The following is a 19,661-nucleotide window of genomic DNA, read 5'->3' as shown; positions in this document are numbered from 1 at the left end:
CGGGGGAGCGCGGAGGGGGCCGGCTCCGCCGCGCCGCGGTCGGATCGGGGCCGGCGTTCAGCCGGTCCGGGCGGGACCGGCGGTGCGGTCGGCGGCCAGGCGCCGGAGCGCCTCCTTGTCGACCTTGCCGATCCCGATCGCGGGCAGGGCGTCGAGGAGCACCACCCGGTCGGGGAGCTTGAAGGCGGCCACCCCTTCGCCGCTGAGGAACGCGCGCAGGCCGCGCAGGGTGAGCGGTGCGGCGCCGTCCGGCGGGTCGCCGCCGGGGACGACGACGGCGCACACCCCCTCCCCGTAGAGGGGGTGCGGGAAGCCGACCGCGGCGGCCGCGCGCACCCCCGGGTGGCGGGTGAGCACGGATTCGAGGTCGTCGGCGGCGATCTTCTCCCCGCCCCGGTTGATGACGTCCTTGACCCTGCCGGTCACCGAGACGTTCCCGGCGGCGTCGAGGCGGACCAGGTCGCCGGTGCGGTAGTGCCCCTCGGGGCCGAACCTGCCCGGCTCGCCGGCGGCGCGGCCGGCGTAGGCGGTGATGGTGCTCGGCCCCCGGGTCCACAGCTCGCCCTGCTCGCCGGGGGCGGCGGGGCGGCCGTCCGCGCCGACGACGAGCAGCTCGTCGCCGGGGGCGACCGGGCGGCCCTGGGTCAGGTCGGTGACGTCCTCGGGGTCGCCGAGGCGGGTGAAGGTCAGCAGCCCCTCGCTCATCCCGTACACCTGCTGGACGCGGCAGCCCAGCTCCGCCCTGATCCGGCGGGCCGTCTCCGGGGCCAGCCGGGCCCCGCCGACCTGCACGGCCCGCAGGGACCGCGGTGCGGCGCCGGAGGCGGCGGCCCGGGAGGCCAGCTGCTCGGCGAGGGTGGGCACCAGGGCGGTGTGCGTGGCGCGGTGCCGCTCGGCCAGCTCCAGCAGCGCGTCGGTGTCGGCGGTCCCGGCGAAGGCGACGGAGCCGCCCCGCGCCAGCGCGCCGAGCATCCCGGGGTGGGCGCAGGTGAAGCTGTGCGTGGCGGGGAGCGCGGCCAGGTAGACCGAGTCCGGGCCGAGGCCGGCCGCCCCGGCGGCGGCGCGGAGCACCGAGCCGAGCGCCTCGTGGGTGCGGGGGATGGGCTTCGGCGGCCCGGTGGTGCCGCTGGACAGGAAGTACAGGGCGGTGTCGCCGGGGCGGGCGGTGTGCGGGCGGCGGCCGGGGGCGCGGCCGGGGGCGCACAGCGCGGCGAGGTCCGCCTCGCCGGGGCGCCGCTCGCCGGGGCCGAGCACCAGGACGGCGCCCGGACCGGGGCGGTCCCGGAGGAGCCCGCGCAGCATGGCCGGGTGGTCGGTGCGCCCGGTGGCGGCCGGGACCGCGGCCGCCACCGGGGCGAGGTCGGCGACGACCGGCTCCAGCTCGTGCTCGCGCAGGGCGGGGTGGGCCAGGATCGGCGGGCAGCCGGCCCGGATCAGCGCGAGGGTGAGGACGAGCAGTTCGGGGCCGTTGGGCAGCTGCACGAGGACGGGGCCGGGGGCCCGCACGCCCAGCCCGGCCAGGCGCCCGGCCGCGGAGTCGACGGCCGCGGCGAGCCCCCGGTGGGTCAGCGGGCGCGGCCCCGCGACCGCGGGCCGGTCCGCGCCCGCCGCCCCGTCCGAGGCGTGCCGCAGCACCAGGTCGTCCAGGAGCTCGGCGCGCCACCAGCCCTCGGCCCGGTAGAGCTCCGGTCCGCCCGCCGTTCTCGGCCCCATCGCCAGTCCTCCGAATTCCTCTGGTCGCGGCGGCCCGCGGGCCGCACGCGAACGGACACTACTACGCGCGGTGAAGTGAACGCAGAAGGTTTCCTTTTCGGGCCGGTTCGCCACCGGTCGTTTCCGCGCATTCCGGTGCCGTGCGGCCCCGGCCGACCCTTTTCCCATTCCGGAATTTCCGGTTTTCCGGTGCGCTCCGGGAGGAAATCGGCCTGTGCCGTCCGGAGGCGGACGCCGCGGGGAGAGCCGGTCCCGGTGTTTCGGACCCGGCGTCCTGCGCACCGTTCCCCGCCCGGGAGGGCGCGGCCGGGGCGGAGCGGTCCGACCTCCTCCGAACAGGGAGGCTCCGTCGGGTCCGCCCCGCCGTCCGGTGGCCCCGGCGGCCCCGGCCCGCGGGGTCGCGGCCGTGCCCCGGCCCCGGTTGCGGCCCGTCCTGAAACCGGTGGGAGAACGCGCTCCCCGGGCCCTCGAAACAGGCGAACCCACCGTTCCGGGACGGAATGCGGGCCGCATTCCGGACCAAGGTGCGAGCGGAAAGGGGATTCGCGTTTGGGGCGGCCGGACCGGGAAATCAACCGCCGCGTCCGGGCGCCCCTTCCGCGCAGGGCGCCCGCGCGGTGCATTTCGGAACCGGCGCGGTTCTCCGCAGTGAAAGGGTGAACATGGGGAAATCGTCCGAGAACGGGCCGGCCGCCCGGGAGAGGGAAGGCCCCGGGGAGGAGGCCGCTCGGCGGAGAGGCGCCGCGGCGGGCCCCCGCCGGGCGCCGCACCGAGGGGGGCGGCGGACATGACCTGGCTGAGCTGGGTGGTGCTCGCCGTCTTCCTGGCCTGGTTCCCGATCGAGGCCGTGCTGCAGTCGCGGCTGCGGGGCGAGCGGCCGTCGGGGACGCGGCGGGACCGCGGGAGCCTGGTGTTCCTCTTCACCGCGATCGGGGGCGCCGCGCTGCTGTCCTTCGCGGTACCGCTGCTGGGGGGACCGCTGGACGCCTTCTCCTACCGGCTGACCGCGCCGCCGGCCCTCGCCCTGGTGGCGGTCCTGGGCTGCGCGATGGCCTTCCGGGTGTGGTCCATCCACTCCCTCGGCCGGTTCTACCGGCTCTTCGTGCACGTCGCGCCGGGGCAGCGGGTGGTCCGCACCGGGCCCTACGGCCACGTGCGCCACCCCCTCTACCTCGCGACCCTGGTGCAGGTCTCGGTCCTGAACCTCGCCCTGGTCGGCAACCTCGCGGCCTCGGCGCTCTTCGTCGCGGGCGTCGCGGCGGGCCTGGCCTACCGGATCCGCCAGGAGGAGGCCGTGCTGACGGCGGAGCTCGGCGCGGAGTACGCCGACTACGCCGCCGTGACGCCCCGGCTGATCCCCCTCCCGCCGTTCCTGCGCGGCCGGAGCCCGGAGCCCCGCCCGACGGAGTGACCGCCGCCCGGACCGCGCCCCGGCGCGGAACCGCGGCCCCGCCCCAGGCCCCCGGGGCGGGGCCGCGGCGCGCGGGCCGGACGGAGAGGGCCCGGTGCGGACGCGGCCGCGGTTCCGCCGCCCCGCACCGCCCGCCCCCGGGGCCGGCGGGCCTCGGGCGCCCCGGCGGTGAGCGGGCCGCCGGTTCCGCAGGGGGCGCCGGACCCGCCTTCCCCGCCGGGCCGGGCAGGGGCGGAGGGAGCGCCCCGGCTCACCGGGCCGCGCGGCCGAGGAGGCGGGGCTTCCAGCCCGGGGGCAGCGGGACGAAACCGGGGGTGCGGGCGGCGTAGCACGCCCAGCCGGGGCGGTCCCGCATCCGCTCCTCCAGCAGCCGCTTGCCGGAGCCGCGGGTGAGCAGCCAGGTCATCAGGACCGGGGCGGGCAGGGAGAGCACGCCCGGCCAGGAGCCCGCCGCGATCAGGAACAGCCCCCACCACACGCAGGCGTCGCCGAAGTAGTTCGGATGCCGGGTCCACGCCCACAGGCCGCCCGTCATCAGCCGGCCCCGGTTGGCCGGGTCCGCCTTGAACCGGGCCAGCTGCCGGTCGCCGACGGCCTCGAAGGCCAGCCCCAGCGCCCAGACGCCGGCGCCGAGCAGCGCCGCCCACCCGGCGGGCCCCGGAACGTAGCCGGCCAGCTGCACCGGGACCGAGACGACCCAGACCAGCGCCCCCTGCAGCAGGTAGACGGTGCGCAGCGCGTAGGCGTCCCTGCTCCCCGGAGCCCTGGACAGCAGCGCCTCGTACCGCGGGTCCTCGCCCGCGCCCCGGTCGCGCCGGGCGATGTGCACCGCCAGCCGCAGCCCCCACACCGCCGTCGCCCCGCAGGCCAGCCCGGTGCGGAGCGGGTCGCCCTCCCCGGCGGAGAGCACCGCGGTGACCGCCGCCACCGCGGCGAACGCGGCGCCCCACGCCACGTCCACCACCGAGTGCCGGCCGAGCCGGCGCGCCGCGGCGAAGGCCCCCGCCATCACCGCGGCCACCGCCACCGCCGACCCGCCCAGGTTGACCGCGAACTCCGCGGCCGGGAACGCCGCGCTCACCGCCGCCCCCCGCCCGCCCCGCCGCCGGGGCGCACCGCGAGGACCTGGTCCACGCCCATCCGGCCCTGCTCGAAGGCGAGTGAACCGCCCGCCAGGTAGAGCCGCCAGACGCGCACCCCCTCGGCGCCGATCAGCGCCTCCGCCTCGGCCTCCCGGGCCTCCAGCGCGTCCAGCCAGACCCGGGCGGTGCGCACGTAGTGCTCGCGCAGCGCCTGCACGCCGCGCACCTCCAGCCCGGCGCCCTCCAGGTCCGAGACGGTCGCACCGACCGGGCGCATGTGCATGCCCGGGGCGATGTAGGACTCGATGAACGGCCCGCCGCCGGGGCGGGCGCCCCGCCGGGACATCTGCTGCACCAGCACCCGCCCGCCCGGCGCGGCCAGGGCCGCCAGCCGGGCGGCGAACGCCCGGTAGCGGCCGCGGCCGACGTGCTCGCCCATCTCGATCGAGGCGATCGCGCGGTGGCCGCCGCCGGGCGCGTCCCGCCAGTGGCCGTGCACCGCCTCGACCCGGCCGCCCAGCCCCCGCTCGGCGGCGCGGGCGCGGACGAACGCGGCCTGCTCGGCCGAGAGGGTCACCGCCGTGACCCGGGCCCCGTACCGCTCGGCGGCGTGCAGCGCCAGCGAGCCCCAGCCGCACCCCAGGTCCAGCAGCTCCGGGTCGCCGGCCCGGTCCAGGCCGAGCTTCCGGCAGACCAGGTCGAGCTTGTCCCGCTGCGCGTCGGCCAGCGTGTACCCGGGCTCCTCCGAGGTCCAGTAGGCGCAGGAGTAGGCCATCGACGGGTCCAGCAGCAGCCGGTAGAAGTCCGCGGAGACGTCGTAGTGGTGCGCGATCGCCGCCCGGTCGCGCTCGCCGCGGCGCAGCCGGACCCGGCGCCGCGCCTCGCCGGGCGGCGGCGCCGGAGGGCGGCCCGCCGCGCCCAGCACCAGGGCGGCGCGGAGCACCCGGGCCAGCCCGGCCGGTCCGGGCGGCCGCGCGGGGGAGCGCTCCACCGCGGCGAACACCCGGCGCAGCGCCTCCAGCAGGTCCCCGTCGGCGTCCAGCTCCCCGGCGACGTAGGCGCGGGCGGCGCCCAGTTCGCCGGGGCGGGCGGCGATCCGGCGCAGCGCGTCCGGGTGCCGAACCACCAGCACCGGCGCCCCCTCCGGTCCGGCCTCGCTGCCGTCCCAGGCGCGGATCCGGAACGGCGCCCGGCCGCCGAAGAGCGCCGCGGCGGCCGGGGCCAGGAACCCGGCGGCCCCGCCCGCGCCGGCCGCCGCCCGCTCCCCGCTCACCGCGCCTCCCGCACCATGGTCAGCTGCTCGACGTCGATCATCCCGGCGCGGAACCCGGCCTCGCAGTAGGCCAGGTACAGCCGCCACATCCGGCGGAACACCGGGTCGAAGCCGAGCCGCTCCACCCGGTCGGCGGCCCGCTCGAACGACTCCCGCCAGATCCGCAGGGTCTCCGCGTAGTCCGGGCCGAACGCGGTGCGCCCGGTGACGCGCAGCGCGGTGCGCGCGTCGATCTGCTCGCGCATCGCGGTCGGGGAGGGGATGAGGCCGCCGGGGAAGATGTACTTGTGCATCCAGGTGCGCTCGTTGCGCGAGGCGCGCATCATGCCGTGCTCCATGGTGATGGACTGCAGCGCGACCCGCCCGTCCGGCGCGGTGAGCCGGTCCAGCGCGGTGAAGAACACCGGCCAGTACCGCTCGCCCACCGCCTCCACCATCTCCACGCTGACCACCGCGTCGTAGCGGCCGCGCACCGCGCGGTAGTCGCACAGCCGCACGTCCACCGCGGCGCCGACCCCCGCCCGCTCGGCGCGCTCGGCCGCCAGTGCCCGCTGCTCCGCGGAGAGGGTCACCGTGGTCACCTCGGCGCCGCGCAGCGCCGCCCGGATCGCCAGCTCCCCCCAGCCGGTGCCGATCTCCAGCAGCCGCGTCCCGGGGCCCACGGCGGCGCCGTCCAGCAGCCGGTCGATCTTGCGCCGCTGGGCGCGGGCCAGGTCGGCGGGGCCGCGGGCCGGGCCGCCGTCGAACATCGCCGCCGAGTAGGTCATCGTCTCGTCGAGGAAGAGCGCGAACAGGTCGTTGGAGAGGTCGTAGTGGTGGCCGGCGTTGCTGCGGGCGCGCTCGGCGGTGTTCCGCTCGCTCCCCGGCCGGCGCGGCAGGACGATGTGCCGGAGCGGCCGCAGCGCGGCCGGCACCAGCCCGTCGTAGCCGCGGGCGAACACCTCCAGCAGCCCGGGGAGGTCCGGGGCGTCCCACTCGCCGGCCATGTAGGACTCGCCGAACCCGATCAGCCCGGAGCGGCCCAGCCGGGCGAAGAACGCCTCCGGGCGGCGCAGCACCAGCACCGGGTCGTCCGGCCCGCCGCCGGAGGCGGGCGCCCGCCCGCCCGGGACCTCGACCCGGACCGGCAGCCGGGCCAGCGCCCGCCCGGCCAGCAGCCGGGCGGCGCGGCCGCGCACCGGGGCGGCCGGGGTCCGGGCCACGTCCGGCCAGCGGCGGGCGTCGGGGCCGGCGCCGCGCGGAGCGGCCGGCCCGGCGGCGCGTTCCTCGGGGCGGGCGGTGTCGGTGGTCATGGTCGGTCGCCTTCCTTCCGTGCTCCTGGTCTCGCCCCGGGGCCGGCCGGGGCGCGGTTCGATCGGCAGCCCGCGCAGGTAGAGCCGGACCCCGTGCTCCCGGATCCGGGCCGAGCCGGCCAGCGGCGCCACCGGGTGCCGGGCGGCCAGCCGGAGCAGCTCGCGCGGGGCGGCGGGCACCCGCACCCCGCGCACCCCGGCGGTGAACGGGGCCCGGCCCCCGCGGTGCAGGGCGACGCCGATCGACAGCCGCTCGCCCGGCTCGGGCAGCGCCAGCCGGTACTCCCCGTCGACCGGGTTGAACGGCGAGACGTAGAACTCCTTGCCGGCGGTGCAGCGCCCGCGCCCGTCCGGGAAGAGCAGGTAGCGGTGGCCCTCGCCGTAGGTGTTGCGCACCTCGGCGACGGTGCAGGCCGGCTCCCCGGCCGCGTTCCGGCACCAGTAGACGGTGAGCGGGTTGAACACGTGGCCGAGCACCCGGGCGTGCGCCAGCATCAGCACCCTGCCGCCGCCCAGGTCCACCCCGCGGGAGGCGAGGAACCGGTCCAGGCCGGCGCGGAGCGGCTCGCCGGGCGCCCCGCCGTGGTCCTCGGCGCGGAACCGCGCCAGCGGGCGCAGCGGCGCGGGCAGCCGGGGCAGGTCGTCCAGGTCGACCAGCCAGTAGTAGGTGCGGTGCGCGAACGCGTACCGGACCGGCTCGGCGCGCGCGTGCCGGACGGTCGCCTCGTACAGCGCCGGCGCCGCGGCGGGGCGGGCCGCGCTCACCACCGCACCCCCAGCCGGGCGGCCGCCGCGGCGCCGGAGCGGCACCCGTCCTCGTGGAACCCCCACCCGTGGTAGGCGCCGGCCAGCACGATCGGCCCGTCGTCGGCCTCGGGCAGCCGGCGCTGCGCGGCCAGCGTCTCCGGGGTGTAGACCGGGTGCTCGTAGACCATCCGGGCCGCGGTGCGCCCCTCGGGCACGGTTCCGGGCGCGGCGTTCAGGGTGACGAAGTGCGGGCGGCTCCCGGGCAGCCGCTGCAGCCGGTTCATGTGGTAGCTGACCTGCACCGGGCCGCCGTCCGGGGAGCAGGACGGCAGCCGGTGGTTCCAGGAGGCCCAGGCGCGCCGGTCCCGCGGCATCACCCCCGGGTCGGCGTGCAGCACCGCCTCGTTGCGCGAGTAGCGGAACGCGCCGAGGACCTCCCGCTGCGCCCGGGTCGGCCGCTCCAGCAGGGCCAGTGCCTGGCCGGGGTGGGCGGCCACGACGGCGGCGGCGAACTCCTCGGCGGGCCGGCCCGCCGCGCGCACCCGCACCCCGCCGGCGGTGCGCCGCACCGCCTCCACCCGGCTGGACGGCCGCACCCGGTGCAGCCGCGCGGCCACCGCGTCCACGTACCGCGCCGAACCGCCCTCGACCGTGCGCCACCGGGGCGATCCGGCCGGCTCCAGCATGCCGTGGTGGTCCAGGAACGCGAACAGGTAGCGGGCCGGGTAGCGCAGCGCGGTGCCGGGCGGGCAGGACCACACCGCCGAGACCAGGGGCACCAGGTAGTGCGCGGTGAAGTAGCCGGACAGCCGGGCCGCAGCGGCGAACCCGCCCAGGGTCGGCTCGCCGGGGGCGGCCGCCGGGACCCCGGTGCGCTGCCGCGGCGCCGCCTCCAGCAGCCTGCGGGCGGCTCGGCCGAACACCGGGACCTCGGCGAGCATGCGCAGGTAGGAGCCGGGGTTCCGGGAGCGGAGACCGGGCAGGAGGCCGGCCGCTCCGCGCGCGCCGGCGTACTCCAGGCCGCACCCCGCGCAGCTGACCGACATGCTCATCTCGGACGGCCTGGTGGCCACCCCCAGCTCGGCGAAGAGCCGGAGCAGGTTCGGGTAGGTGCGCCGGTTGTGCACGATGAACCCGCTGTCCACCATGGCCGTCCCGGTGCCGTCGGCCTCGGCGGGCAGCGCGTGGGTGTGCGCGTGCCCGCCCAGCCGGGCATCGGCCTCGAAGAGGGTGACCCGCCGCCCGCCCCGCTGCAGCACGTGCGCGGCGGCCAGCCCGGCGATCCCGGAGCCGATGACCGCGACGGCGTCCCCCGGCCCCGGGCCGGCCCCTTCCGCCGGTCCCGTCCCCGGCTCCCCATCTCTGACATCGTTCACACCAGGGGTTCGGAACCGGCCCGGGGAGCGGATTGGTCCCTCCGGGACCGGGCCGCGCCCGCCGGCGGCGGCGCGGCGCTTCTCCTCCCGCCGGCCTCCTCACCGCCCTCCCGGCCCCGCGCGGGGCCGGGGAGGCGCGGCGGCGCCGCGCACCGGCCGGGGTCCGCGATCATCGCCGCGCCGATGCGGCGGAGCGGCCTCCAGGAGCCCTGTCCGGGCCGCGCGGGCCCGGCGCCCCTGTCTCGGCCGGGGGCCTCCGGGCGCCTGCGGGCGGAGTCGCGATCACGCGGCCGCCCTCGACGGGCCTCCCGGACGCGGTCCGGGCACCGGCGCGCCGGGGCACCGGGCGGCGGCGGACCGGTTCGGCGGGCGCTTCGCCGAGGAGGCATCGGACGGGCCCGCGCCCCTCGGCCGCGCGGGCCGGGGCACGCCGGCGCCGGGCCGCCTCCGCTGGGAGGGCCCGGCGCCGGCGGTGCGTCCTCACCCCTCCAGGGGCATGGACATCATCGGCTCGTCGGTGGGCTGCTCGGAGCCGCCGGCCGGCTCCACCGTGACCGCCACGCCCACGGCGTCGCCCAGGTCGCCGGCGAGCAGCGGCGCGGCCGTCGCGTCGGGGCCCACCGCCAGCACCCCGGCCGAGCGCATGCCGCCCCCCGGGTCGGAGAGCCAGAGCTGGTAGTCCTCATCCTCCAGCCGCTCCAGGCCGTGTGCGCTGAACACCAGCGCGCCCCGCTCGCGCGAGGAGACGACGGTGACGGTGACCCCCGGGGCCGGCGAGGCCGACTCGGTGTCGGCGTCCGGTGCGGACAGCACCGCCGCCATCTCCCGCTCGGTCCGCTCCAGCTCGGCGATCCGCCGCTGCTGGACCACCGCCGTTCCGGCCAGGACCAGGACCACCACCAGGCAGGCGGCCAGCACCAGCCCGCCGCCCCCCTGCCACCAGCGCGGCCGCGGCGGGTCCGGGCGCGGCGGGGACGGCGCCTGCTGCCGGGTGCGGGCGGCCTCCTCCAGGACCCGGGCGCGCAGCCGCTCCGGCGGGGTCCGGGCGGCCGCCTCGCCGAGCAGCGCGGCGGTCTCGGCCAGCCCGCGCACCTCTTCGTCGCAGGCGTCGCAGGAGGCCAGATGGTGCTCGAAGCGCTGCTGCTCCTCGCCGGGAAGCGCGTCGAGGGCGTAGGCGCCGGCCAGCGTGTGCACGTCCGGCCGCATCCTCCACTTCACCGTTCCACCCCCAGGCAGTCGCGCAGCCGGATGAGCCCGTCGCGCATCCGGGTCTTCACCGTCCCCAGCGGGGTCGCCAGCAGCTTGGCGACCTCACGGTAGGTGTATCCGCCGTAATAGGCCAATCTGACCGCCTGGTGCTGCAGCTCGGTGAGCGTCTCCAGGCACCGGCGCACCCGCTCCCCTTCGAGCCGGGCGGTGACCTCCTCCTCCACCTCGTCGTAGGGGCGGCCGCCGGCCGACGCCGACGCCCGCTCCTCCCGCCGGCCGGCGGCCTCCTCCGCGCGGACCCGGTCGACGGCCCGCCGGTGCGCCAGGGTCAGCACCCACGACTTGGCGCTGCCGCGGTGCTCCGCGTAGCGGCAGGCGCCGCGCCACACGTCGACCAGCGCCTCCTGGGCGACCTCCTCCGACTGGGCCGGATCGCGCAGGACCCGCAGCACCAGCCCGTAGACGGCGGGGCTGACCAGGTCGTAGACGCGCTCGAAGGCGGCCTCGTCGCCCTGCGCGGTCCGGCGCAGCAGGTCGGCCAGGTCGGCCCGGGGGCCGGCGGCGTGCGCGTCGCCCGGGGCGCGCTCCTGCTCGTTCATCTGCCTCGCTCTCCAAAAGGGGCCGGCCTCCGGGACCGTACGGCCCCGGGCGGACCGCCGCCGCCCTCCGGCGCGGTCCGCCCGGGAACCGGGGGAACCGGGGACCACCGCCCCCGGTGGTCCGCTCAGCCCTGCGGCATCAGGACGGCGTCGATGATGTAGACGGTGGCGTTGGAGGTCTGCACGTTGCCGCAGACCACCGCGGCCTCATCGTTCACCGTGTAGTCCTCGCCGGAACCGGTCGCGGTGACCGGCTCGCCCTGGAGCGAGGTGAACTCGCCGTCCTGCAGGGCGTCCGGCGCCTGCCGCCCCTCCACCACGTGGTAGGTGAGCACGTCGGTCAGCTTGTCCTTGTCCTCCAGGAGCGCGTTGAGGTCCTCCTCCGGGATCTTCTCGAACGCCGCGTTGGCCGGCGCGAAGACGGTGATGTCCTCGGCGTCGTTGAGCGTATCGACCAGGTCGGCCTGGGTCACGGCTTCGACCAGCGTGGACAGCTCCGGGTTGTTGGAGGCCGCGGTGGCGACCGGGTCCTCGGCCATGCCGTCGAAGCTGCCGGCGCCCTCGTCGGGCACGTCGGCGCAGGCCGGGCCGAAGGGCTCGCCGGCCATCGCGCCGCCGGTCTCCTCCATGCCCTCTTCCATTCCCTCTTCCGGGGACGCGGCCCCGGTCTCCTCGCCGCCTCCGCCGGCGCCGTCCTCTCCTCCCATGTCCCCGCACCCGGCCAGGCCGAGGGCGAGCAGGGCGGCGGCGGGCAGGGCCGCGATCTTGGCTGCGTTCATGGTCCTTGCTCCTCGTTCTCTCTGCGGTTTCCGTTGGTTCTCTGCGGTCTGCGGTCTGCGGGGCCGGCCGCGGCCGGCCCGGGTCATTCGGCGATCACCTGGACCGAGTGCCATCCCGAGGCGCCGTCCGGGATCGGTTCGGCGCGCTCGGAGGTCTGCACGGCCCCGGTGCCGTCGGTGGCGCGGACGCGGAGGGTGTGCCTGCCGGGGGAGAGGTCGGCCTCGGTCCGCCACTGGCGCCAGGTGTCGATCCCGGGGACCTCGGCGAGCTGCGCCTCGGCCCATTCGCCGCCGTCCACCGACACCTCCACGGCGTCCACGCCGCGGTGCTGCGCCCAGGCGACCCCGGCCACGGTGGTCGGCCCGGCCTCGACCCGCTCCAGCGGTCCGGGCACGTCGATCCGGGACATGGTCTTGATCGGCGCCCGGACGGCCCAGCCGCGCTCGGCCCAGTAGGACCGGCGGTCGGCGAACCGGGTGAGGGTGATCCGGGTGAGCCACTTGGTGGAGCCCACGAAGCCGTAGATCCCGGGGGTGACCATCCGGACCGGGAAGCCGTGCCGGAACGGCAGCGGCTCACCGTTCATCCCGATGGCCAGCAGCGCCTCACGGCCGTCCAGCACCAGCTCGGTGGGGGTGCCGCAGGTCCAGCCGTCGGAGGAGGTGCTGAGCACCTGGTCGGCGCCGGACTGCACGCCGGCCTCGCGCAGCAGGTCGGCCAGGCGCACCCCCAGCCACCGGGCGTTGCCCGCCAGGTCGCCGCCGACCTGGTTGGACACGCAGGTCAAGGTGGTGTCCGCCTCGACCAGCGGCAGCCGCAGCAGCGCGCCGTAGTCGAGCTCCAGCGGTTCGTCGACCATGCCGTCGATGCGCAGCGTCCACTCGGACGGGTCGAGCCGGGGCACGGTCAGCGCGGTGTCGATGCGGTAGAAGTCGCGGTTGGGGGTGGTGAACGGGGTGAGGCCGGGGACGCCGAGCCCGACCCCCCGGGGCAGCGGCGGCAGCGGGACGTCGGCGGCGGGCAGCCGCAGCGCGTCCCGGGCCCGGGATGCCCCGCCGCTCCCGGCGGCGGCGAGGCCGCCGGCGCCGAGCAGCACCCCGCCGCCGGCCACCGCGGCCCCGGTGATCAGGAACCGGCGGCGGTCCGGGGCCGGCCGGTCGGCGTGCGGCCCCGGGCCGCCGCCGGGGCGGGCGCCCCGGCGCAGCCGGGCCAGGAGCAGCAGCACGGCGGCGGCCGCCGCGGCCGCCGCGGCGACCGGGACCAGCGCCGCGATGTCGTCGGTCCGGCGGACCAGTACCGCCGCCGCGCCGAGCAGCGCGGCCCCGCCGATCACGCCCAGCCCGGCGGCCGGGCGGCGCAGCGCCGCGGGGCCGAGCAGCACGGCGGCGATGATGAGCACCGCGGCCGTCCCGCCGATCAGGACGGCCTTGTCGTAGAGGCCGAACGCGGCGATCGCCGCCTCCTTGAGCCAGGAGGGGCTCAGGTCCACCACCGCGTCGCCGACCGATATCAGGGGGGAGGAGGTGGAGAGCGCGGCCGCGGACGCCTCGCCCGCGCCCCAGGCGGCCAGCGCCGCGGCCGCCCCGGCGAGGGCGCCCTCCGCACGACCGGGGAGCGCGTCGGTTCCGTTCTGCTTCTGCGCCGTCACACCAGGGATTCGGTGCGGGCCGCGGAGCGGATTGGCCCGGATCGCAGAACTTTCCCCGGGGCGGCGGCGCGCGGGTCAGGCCGGACCGGTGGCCGCCGCCGGCCCGGACGGTGAGGGTGCCGCCGCTGAGCTCGGAGACGCGGTCGCGGGTCTCGCCCCCGCTCCGGTGGAAGAAGTGGAAGAAGCGGGACCGGATCCCGGGGCCGGGGCCGCCGAAGGGCTTCTCCCGGCCGGTGCCCTCGATGCCGGCGACACGGCGGCCGTCCTGCACGGTGCCGGTCTCCTGCCCGGGGAAGCGGCCGCCCGGCAGCCGGGGGGAGGCGGCGCGGCCGCTCGCCCCGCCGCCGGCCTCCCCGGTGCCGACCGGCCGGTCGAGTGCGGGCGGCCCGGTGTCCCGGTGCCCGGGGCGCGGTGTGCTCGGGGCGCCGCGCTCGGGGGCGCCGCGCCCGTTCACGGTGCTCCTCCGCGCCTCGGACTTCTCGGGCCCGCTGTGGCTCCGGCCCGCGGACGCGGACGGCGCCGGGTTCAGCCGCCGAGCCCTTCGGCGGGGTCCAGCAGCGGCGGCGGGTAGTCGGCGGGCGGGTCCGGCTCCGCCCAGGGGGTGTGCGCCCGCCGCCCCGGAATCCCGGCGAGTTCGGGCAGGTGCCGGCGGACGTAGTCGCCGTCCGGGTCGAACCGGCGGGCCTGGCGCAGCAGGTTGGTCCTGCGGTTGGGCCGGGTGTCGTTGCCGGTGCCGGCGACCCACTGCCAGTTGCCGTGGTTGTCCGGGACGTCGCCGTCCAGCAGCAGGTCGTGGAAGTGCCCGGCGCCCTGCCGCCAGTCCACCCGCAGCCCCCGGACGAGGAAGGCGGCGGTGAGCATCCGGGCCCGGTTGTGCATGAACCCCTCGCGGAGCAGCTGGCGCATGCCGGCGTCCACGATCGGGATCCCGGTGCGCCCCTCCCGCCAGGCCTTCAGCCCGCCGGGGTCGTCGCGCCAGGCGGTGCCGCGCGGCCGGTAGTCCCGCCGGGCGAGGCCGGGGAAGTCCGCGGAGACCTGGTGGTGGAAGTCGCGCCAGGCGAGCTGGCGGACGAACTCCCCGGCGCCGGGGCGGCCGCGCGCGTCCTCGGCGACCTCCAGCGGGGACAGGCAGCCGAACCGCAGGTCGGCGGAGAGCCGGGAGGTCGCGTCGGCGGCGAGCAGGTCGCGCCGGTCGCCGTAGTCGCGCAGCGGCCCCTCCGCCCATTCCCGCAGCCGGGCGCGGGCCGGGCCCTCGCCGCCGTGCGGAACGTCGGGGGAGAGCGGTCCGCGCCCCCGCCGCACCGCCTCCGGGCCGGGGAGCTCCCCGGGGGGCACGCCCCCGGGCACCGCCACCCGGGCCGGGGCGGGGAGGACGGCGCGCCGCCCGGTGCGCTCCCAGGCCCGCAGGTAGGGGGTGAACACCCGGTAGTGCCGCCCGCCCGCCGGGGCGATCGAGCCGGGCGGGACCGCGGTCACCCCGGGGAAGGCGCGGAACTCCACCCCGGCCCGGCGCCCCTCCTCCGCCAGGTCCCGCTCCCGGCGCCGCGCCGTATCGCTGACGTCGGCGGTGGCGAAGACCGCCCGGGCCCCGGTGGCCGCGGCGAGCCGCAGCGCCTCCGGCGCGGTGTCCCCGTCGCGGAGGAACAGCTCGCCGCCCCGGGAGCGCAGCGCGGTCCGCAGGTCGGCGAGGGCCTCGCCGAGGTAGCGGACGCGGTTGCGTGCGGACCGCCGGAGGATCCGCGGGTCGGCGACGAACAGCGGGACCACCGGCCCCTCCGCCGCGGCCGCGTGCAGCGCCGGGTGGTCGTGCACCCTCAGGTCCCGGTTGAACAGGACGATCACCGGTGCGCGGGTCATCGCTTCCCTTCTCCGCCGCCGCGGGCCGCCGCGGCGGTGATGTTGTCGGCCATCGAGCCGAAGACGATCCCGTGGAACGGGGCCGCGCTCCACCAGTAGAGCCGGCCGGCCAGTCCGCGGGGGTGGAACAGCGCGCGCTGCCGGTACCGGGTGCGCCCGCCCCTGGTCTCCACCGCCAGCTCCAGCCAGGCCAGGCCGGGCAGCCGCATCTCCGCGCGCAGCCGGAGCAGCCGGCCCGGCTCGATCTCCTCCACCCGCCAGAAGTCGAGCGAGTCGCCGACCCGCAGCCGCCCCGGGTCGCGCCGGCCCCGGCGCAGGCCGGCCCCGCCGGCCGCCCGGTCGATCCAGCCGCGCGCCGCCCACGCCAGCGGCCAGGAGTACCAGCCCCGGTCGCCGCCGATCCCCTCGATCACCCGCCACAGCCGCTCCGGGGAGGCGTCGGTGTCGCGGGTCCGCTCGTCGGTGTAGAGCGACCCGCCGGCCCAGTCGGGGTCGGTGGGCAGCGGGTCGGAGGGGGCGTTCGGCCAGGACGCCGACGACCAGCGGGTGGTGACGCCGGCCTCCCGGACCCGGCGCAGGGCCAGCCGCAGCGCCTCGTCCACGCCGAGCCGGCGGTGGTCGCCGAGCAGGTCGGCCAGGTCGTTCTCGCGGGCCACGGCCTCGTGGCGGAGCGATTCGACCAGCGGCCGGGCCACCGCTCCGGGCACCGGGGTGACCAGCCCGACCCAGAGCCCGGAGAGCCGCGGGGTGAGCACCGGGACGGGGATGATCAGCCGCCGCCCGATCCCCTCCGCCCGGGCGAAGCGGTGGATCATGTCGGTGTAGCGGAGCACGTCCGGGCCGCCGACATCGAACGCCCGGTCGGTGCCCTCGGGGAGGTCGGCCGCCTTCACCAGCAGCCGCAGCACGTCGCGGACGGCGATCGGCTGGACCCGGGTGCGCACCCAGCGGGGCGCGACCATCACCGGCAGCCGCTCGGTGAGGTGGCGGAGCATCTCGAAGGAGGCGGAGCCGGAGCCGAGGATGACCGCGGCCTGCAGGACGACGGCGGGGACCGCGCCGTCGAGGAGGATCCGGCCGACCTCCCGGCGGGAGGCCATGTGGGGGGAGGAGCGGCCCCGGTCGGGGGCGATGCCGCCCAGGTAGACGATGCGCCGCACCCCGGCCCCGGCGGCCGCCTCGGCGAAGGCGCGCGCCGCGCGGGCGTCGGCCTCGGCGAAGTCCTCCGCCGCGCCCATCGAGTGGACCAGGTAGTAGGCGGTGTGCACGCCCTCCATCGCCGGAGGGAGCGTCTCCGGGTCGGTCAGGTCGCCGCGGACCGCCTCCACCCGGCTCCGCCAGGGGTGGTCGCGGAGCCTTTCCGGGGACCGGGCCAGGCAGCGCACCCGCCACCCGGCGTCGAGCAGCTCGGGGACCAGGCGGCCGCCGATGTAGCCGGTCGCGCCGGTCACCAGGGCGGTCGCGGCGCGTTCCCGGTCCCGCGGGCCGTCCGCCGGTGCCGCCTCCGCATCGGAACGCCGTGTCACCCTGCGATTACACAGGCGGCGCGGGGACGGCGCAACCCCGCCGCTCCGGAGGGCGCCTCCCCGGGGCGGGACGGGGCGGCCCGCCGAAGAAGCGTGCATCGCGCACGCATTTCCGCTACCCTCCATTGCGTGCACAGTGCACGCTCATGTGTTCCGGGAGGTAAGGATGGACGGAGGGTTCCGGCCGGTCGGGCCGGAGGACGTGCTCCCCGACGGGGCCGAGGGCGGCGAGTTCGGCGGCATGCGGGTGCGCAAGGGGACGGTCAAGGCCGCCATCGACAACGCCAGGGCGCTGGAGTCGCTGGAGCCCGGCGGCGCCGAGCACCGGGCCGCGCTGGCCCGGCTCCGCGAGGCGGTGCCGGCGCTCCGCGCCCTCGGCCTCTTCGAGGTCTTCCGGTTCCGCGATCCGGACCTCGCCGACCTGCTGGAGGGGTGAGCGCCGGGTGCCGCCTCCGGCCGGGGCGCCGGCGGAGCCCTCCCGGCGGGGTGCGCGCCGCCCTGGAGGAGGGACCCGGGGGCGGCGGTCCCAGCGGGCGCGGCGCGGCCGGCTCCGGGGCGGGGCGTCAGTCCGCCCCCTCCTCGGAGGCCCGCTTCTTGGGGCGGGCGCGCAGGTGCGCGCGCTCGCCCTGGCGGCCGAAGAGGCTGAGCATCTCCGCCGGCTCGCCGCCGGCCGGGCCGAACCAGTGCGGCACCCGGGTGTCGAACTCGGCGGCCTCGCCCGGGGCGAGCACCAGGTCGTGCTCGCCCAGGATCAGCCGGAGCCGCCCGTTGAGCACGTAGAGCCACTCGTAGCCCTCGTGGACCTGCGGATCCGGCTCCCCGCGGGAATCGGGCGAGAGCACCATCTTGTAGGCCTGGATGCCGCCGGCCCGGCGGGTCAGCGGCACCATGGTCATGCCGTTCCGGGCCACCGGGCGCAGGTGGACCCGCGGATCGCCGGTGGGCGGCGCGTCCACGAGCTCGTCCAGGGTGACGCCGTGCGCCCGGGCCAGCGGGAGCAGCAGCTCCAGGTTGGGCCGGCGGGCCCCGGACTCCAGCCGGGACAGGGTGCTCACCGAGATGCCGGTCGCCGCGGACAGGTCGGTCAGGGTGGTCTCGCGCTGCTTGCGCAGCGCCCGCAGCCGGGGGCCGACCGAGTCCAGAGCCCGGTCCAGATCGTCGTCCATGCCCGCCATTTTGCCAGACCGGCAACGAAGATTGCTCGAACGGCGGGCGGTGGAGCATCCTCGGTCCTGGAGGTGGTCATGGTGTTCGACCAGTTGAGAGACGGTTACGACGTGGTGGTGGTCGGCGGCGGCGCCGCCGGGCTGAGCGGGGCGCTGCCCCTGGTCAGATCGCGGCGGTCGGTCGCGGTCATCGACGCGGGCGCCCCGCGCAACGCCCCCGCCGAAGGGGTGCACGGCCTGCTGGGGCGGGAGGGGACGCCGCCGCAGGAGCTGGTGGAGCGCGGCCGGGCCGAGGTCCGCGGCTACGGCGGCCACGTGGTCCGGGGCGAGGTCGCCTCGGCGGCGCGCGACGGCGACGGGTTCCGGGTGGTGCTGGCCGACGGCCGGGCGGTCCGCGCCCGCCGGCTGCTGGTCGCCACCGGCCTGGCCGACGAGCTGCCCGACCTGCCGGGGCTGCGCGCCCGGTGGGGCCGGGACGTGCTGCACTGCCCCTACTGCCACGGCTGGGAGGTCCGCGACCAGGCCATCGGCGTGCTGGCCACCGGGCCGATGGCGGTGCACCAGGCGCTGATGTTCCGGCAGCTCAGCGAGGACGTGGTGTTCTTCGCGCACACGGCGGGGGAGCCCGCCGCCGAGCAGGCCGAGGAGCTGGCCGCCCGGGGCATCCGGGTGGTGGCCGGGGAGGCCGCGGCGGTGGAGACCGCCGGGGACCGGCTGACCGGGGTGCGGCTGGCCGACGGGACGGTGGTCGCCCGCGACGCGCTGGCGGTCGCACCGCGGATGGCGGCGCGCGCGAAGTTCCTCTCCGACCTCGGCCTGTTCCCGGTGGAGCACCCCTCGGGGGTCGGCGAGCACATCCCCGCCGAGCCGACCGGGCGCACCCCGGTCCCCGGGGTATGGGTCGCGGGGAACGCCACCGACCTGATGGCCCAGGTCGCACCGGCCGCCGCGGCGGGCCTGAGCGCCGGCGCCCAGATCAACGGCGACCTGGTCGCCGAGGAGACCCGGCGGGCGGTCGCCGCCCGCCGGGAGCGGGCCTCCTCCGGGGAGGCGGAGCGCCGGCGCGGCCGGTGACCGGCGGGCCCGCACACCGGAGACGCGCCGGAAAGGCGCACGGAACACGAGAACGACCTGCAAGAGCGATCTGCAGAAGGGGGACGCGGTGACCGAGGAGTTCAGCGCGGAGTACTGGGAAGAGCGCTACCGCGGCCACGGGCACGGCCACGGCCATGGGCACGGGCACGGCGCCGGCGGGCGGCCCAACCCGCAGCTCGTCGCGGAGGCGGCGGGCCTCGAGCCGGGAGCGGCGCTGGACGCCGGGTGCGGCGAGGGGGCCGAGGCCGTCTGGCTCGCCGAGCAGGGCTGGCGGGTGACGGCGGTGGACATCGCGGGCGCCGCGCTCGACCGGGCCCGGGACCGCGCCGAGCGGAGCGGCTCCGGCGCGGCCGCGCGGATCGCCTGGGTGCAGGCCGACCTGACCGAGTGGGAGCCCGAGGCGGACCGCTACGACCTGGTGTGCACGCACTACGTGCACCCGGCGGGCGCGGGGGAGCGGGACGCCCTGTTCCGGCGGCTGGCCGGCGCGGTCGCCCCCGGCGGAACCCTGGTCGTCGTCGGCCACCACCCGACCGACCGGCACAGCGCCGAGCACACCTCGGCGCCGGACGTGCACTTCACCGCCGAGGAGGTCGCGGCCGGCCTCGACCCGGACCGCTGGGACGTCGCCGTCGCCGAGTCCAGGAACCGGCGGGTCACCGCCCCCGACGGGTCCGAGACCACCTTCAGCGACACGGTGCTCCGCGCCCGGAAGCGCGGCTGAACCGGGCCGGGCGGCCCGCCCTCCCCGCCGGACCCCGGGGGCGGGCCGCCCCGCCGCCGGGACCGCCCCGGCCCCTCCCCGCCCGCAGGGGAGGGGCCGGGGCGGTTTCGGTCCTGGCCGGTGAGCGCCGCCGCGCGCCGGTCCGCACCCGGTGCAGCGCCGC

Annotated in this window: 16 protein-coding genes and 1 pseudogene; 4 read left to right on the top strand and 13 right to left on the bottom strand. The window is 78.3% G+C overall.

Annotated features, from left to right (window positions below):
- Positions 1–57: 57 nt before the first annotated feature.
- Positions 58–1,713 (bottom strand): AMP-binding protein, encoded by a 1,656-nt coding sequence (locus tag J0910_RS19290; RefSeq protein WP_420159936.1) that lies wholly within the window; start codon positions 1,711–1,713, stop codon positions 58–60.
- 787 nt (positions 1,714–2,500) lie between these two features.
- Here J0910_RS19290 and J0910_RS19285 point away from each other — a divergent pair.
- The gene (locus J0910_RS19285) at positions 2,501–3,124 is read left to right on the top strand and encodes a methyltransferase family protein (RefSeq protein WP_420159935.1); all 624 of its coding nucleotides are present in this window, start codon (positions 2,501–2,503) and stop codon (positions 3,122–3,124) included.
- Positions 3,125–3,374: 250 nt separating this feature from the next.
- Here J0910_RS19285 and J0910_RS19280 read toward each other — a convergent pair whose 3' ends face one another.
- The 11 genes and pseudogenes from J0910_RS19280 to J0910_RS19230 all read right to left on the bottom strand — a co-directional run bounded on the left by J0910_RS19280 (position 3,375) and on the right by J0910_RS19230 (position 16,438).
- Positions 3,375–4,133, bottom strand: a complete 759-nt coding sequence (locus J0910_RS19280; protein WP_420162024.1) for a DUF1295 domain-containing protein — start codon at positions 4,131–4,133, stop codon at positions 3,375–3,377.
- A 68-nt stretch (positions 4,134–4,201) separates the two neighbouring features.
- A complete protein-coding gene (locus tag J0910_RS19275; protein WP_420159934.1) occupies positions 4,202–5,479 on the bottom strand; it encodes a class I SAM-dependent methyltransferase in 1,278 nt (425 codons plus the stop codon).
- Positions 5,476–6,771 (bottom strand): class I SAM-dependent methyltransferase, encoded by a 1,296-nt coding sequence (locus tag J0910_RS19270; RefSeq protein ID WP_420162023.1) that lies wholly within the window; start codon positions 6,769–6,771, stop codon positions 5,476–5,478. The genes J0910_RS19275 and J0910_RS19270 overlap by 4 nt, the downstream gene beginning before the upstream one ends.
- A gap of 60 nt (positions 6,772–6,831) precedes the next feature.
- A pseudogene (locus J0910_RS19265) lies at positions 6,832–7,536 on the bottom strand (DUF1365 domain-containing protein); the annotation flags it as partial.
- Entirely contained in the window at positions 7,533–8,894 is a 1,362-nt protein-coding gene (locus J0910_RS19260) for an NAD(P)/FAD-dependent oxidoreductase (RefSeq protein WP_474646598.1), read from the bottom strand. The gene J0910_RS19260 and the pseudogene J0910_RS19265, both read right to left, overlap by 4 nt.
- 480 nt (positions 8,895–9,374) lie before the next feature.
- Entirely contained in the window at positions 9,375–10,100 is a 726-nt protein-coding gene (locus J0910_RS19255; RefSeq protein ID WP_420162021.1) for an anti-sigma factor, read from the bottom strand.
- Positions 10,101–10,108: 8 nt separating this feature from the next.
- Positions 10,109–10,702 (bottom strand): ECF RNA polymerase sigma factor SigK, encoded by a 594-nt coding sequence (gene sigK / locus J0910_RS19250; RefSeq protein WP_420159933.1) that lies wholly within the window; start codon positions 10,700–10,702, stop codon positions 10,109–10,111.
- Between the two features lie 125 nt (positions 10,703–10,827).
- On the bottom strand, positions 10,828–11,481 hold the full coding sequence (locus tag J0910_RS19245) for a fasciclin domain-containing protein (RefSeq protein ID WP_420159932.1): 654 nt from the start codon (positions 11,479–11,481) through the stop codon (positions 10,828–10,830).
- Positions 11,482–11,564: 83 nt separating this feature from the next.
- Complete coding sequence (locus J0910_RS19240; RefSeq protein WP_420159931.1) at positions 11,565–13,130, bottom strand: molybdopterin-dependent oxidoreductase; 1,566 nt, start codon at positions 13,128–13,130, stop codon at positions 11,565–11,567.
- Between the two features lie 525 nt (positions 13,131–13,655).
- The gene (locus J0910_RS19235; RefSeq protein ID WP_420159930.1) at positions 13,656–14,987 is read right to left on the bottom strand and encodes a cryptochrome/photolyase family protein; all 1,332 of its coding nucleotides are present in this window, start codon (positions 14,985–14,987) and stop codon (positions 13,656–13,658) included.
- Entirely contained in the window at positions 14,984–16,438 is a 1,455-nt protein-coding gene (locus tag J0910_RS19230) for an SDR family oxidoreductase (protein ID WP_420162020.1), read from the bottom strand. The genes J0910_RS19235 and J0910_RS19230 overlap by 4 nt, the downstream gene beginning before the upstream one ends.
- A 241-nt stretch (positions 16,439–16,679) precedes the next feature.
- Between J0910_RS19230 and J0910_RS19225 the strand changes: the two genes are divergently transcribed.
- Positions 16,680–16,949: a hypothetical protein gene (locus J0910_RS19225; protein ID WP_420159929.1), complete on the top strand. Its 270-nt coding sequence runs from the start codon at positions 16,680–16,682 to the stop codon at positions 16,947–16,949.
- 127 nt (positions 16,950–17,076) lie between these two features.
- Here the strand turns inward: J0910_RS19225 and J0910_RS19220 are convergent, their stop codons facing one another.
- On the bottom strand, positions 17,077–17,679 hold the full coding sequence (locus J0910_RS19220; RefSeq protein WP_420159928.1) for a helix-turn-helix domain-containing protein: 603 nt from the start codon (positions 17,677–17,679) through the stop codon (positions 17,077–17,079).
- 78 nt (positions 17,680–17,757) lie between these two features.
- Here J0910_RS19220 and J0910_RS19215 point away from each other — a divergent pair, with 78 nt between their 5' ends.
- Complete coding sequence (locus J0910_RS19215) at positions 17,758–18,753, top strand: NAD(P)/FAD-dependent oxidoreductase (RefSeq protein ID WP_420159927.1); 996 nt, start codon at positions 17,758–17,760, stop codon at positions 18,751–18,753.
- Between the two features lie 88 nt (positions 18,754–18,841).
- Positions 18,842–19,498 (top strand): class I SAM-dependent methyltransferase, encoded by a 657-nt coding sequence (locus J0910_RS19210; RefSeq protein WP_420159926.1) that lies wholly within the window; start codon positions 18,842–18,844, stop codon positions 19,496–19,498.
- The last annotated feature ends 163 nt before the right edge of the window (positions 19,499–19,661 follow it).

It is taken from the genome of Nocardiopsis oceanisediminis (assembly GCF_048595525.1).
Lineage (GTDB): Bacteria > Actinomycetota > Actinomycetes > Streptosporangiales > Streptosporangiaceae > Nocardiopsis_A > Nocardiopsis_A oceanisediminis.
This window is presented reverse-complemented; position numbering and strand designations above follow the sequence as displayed.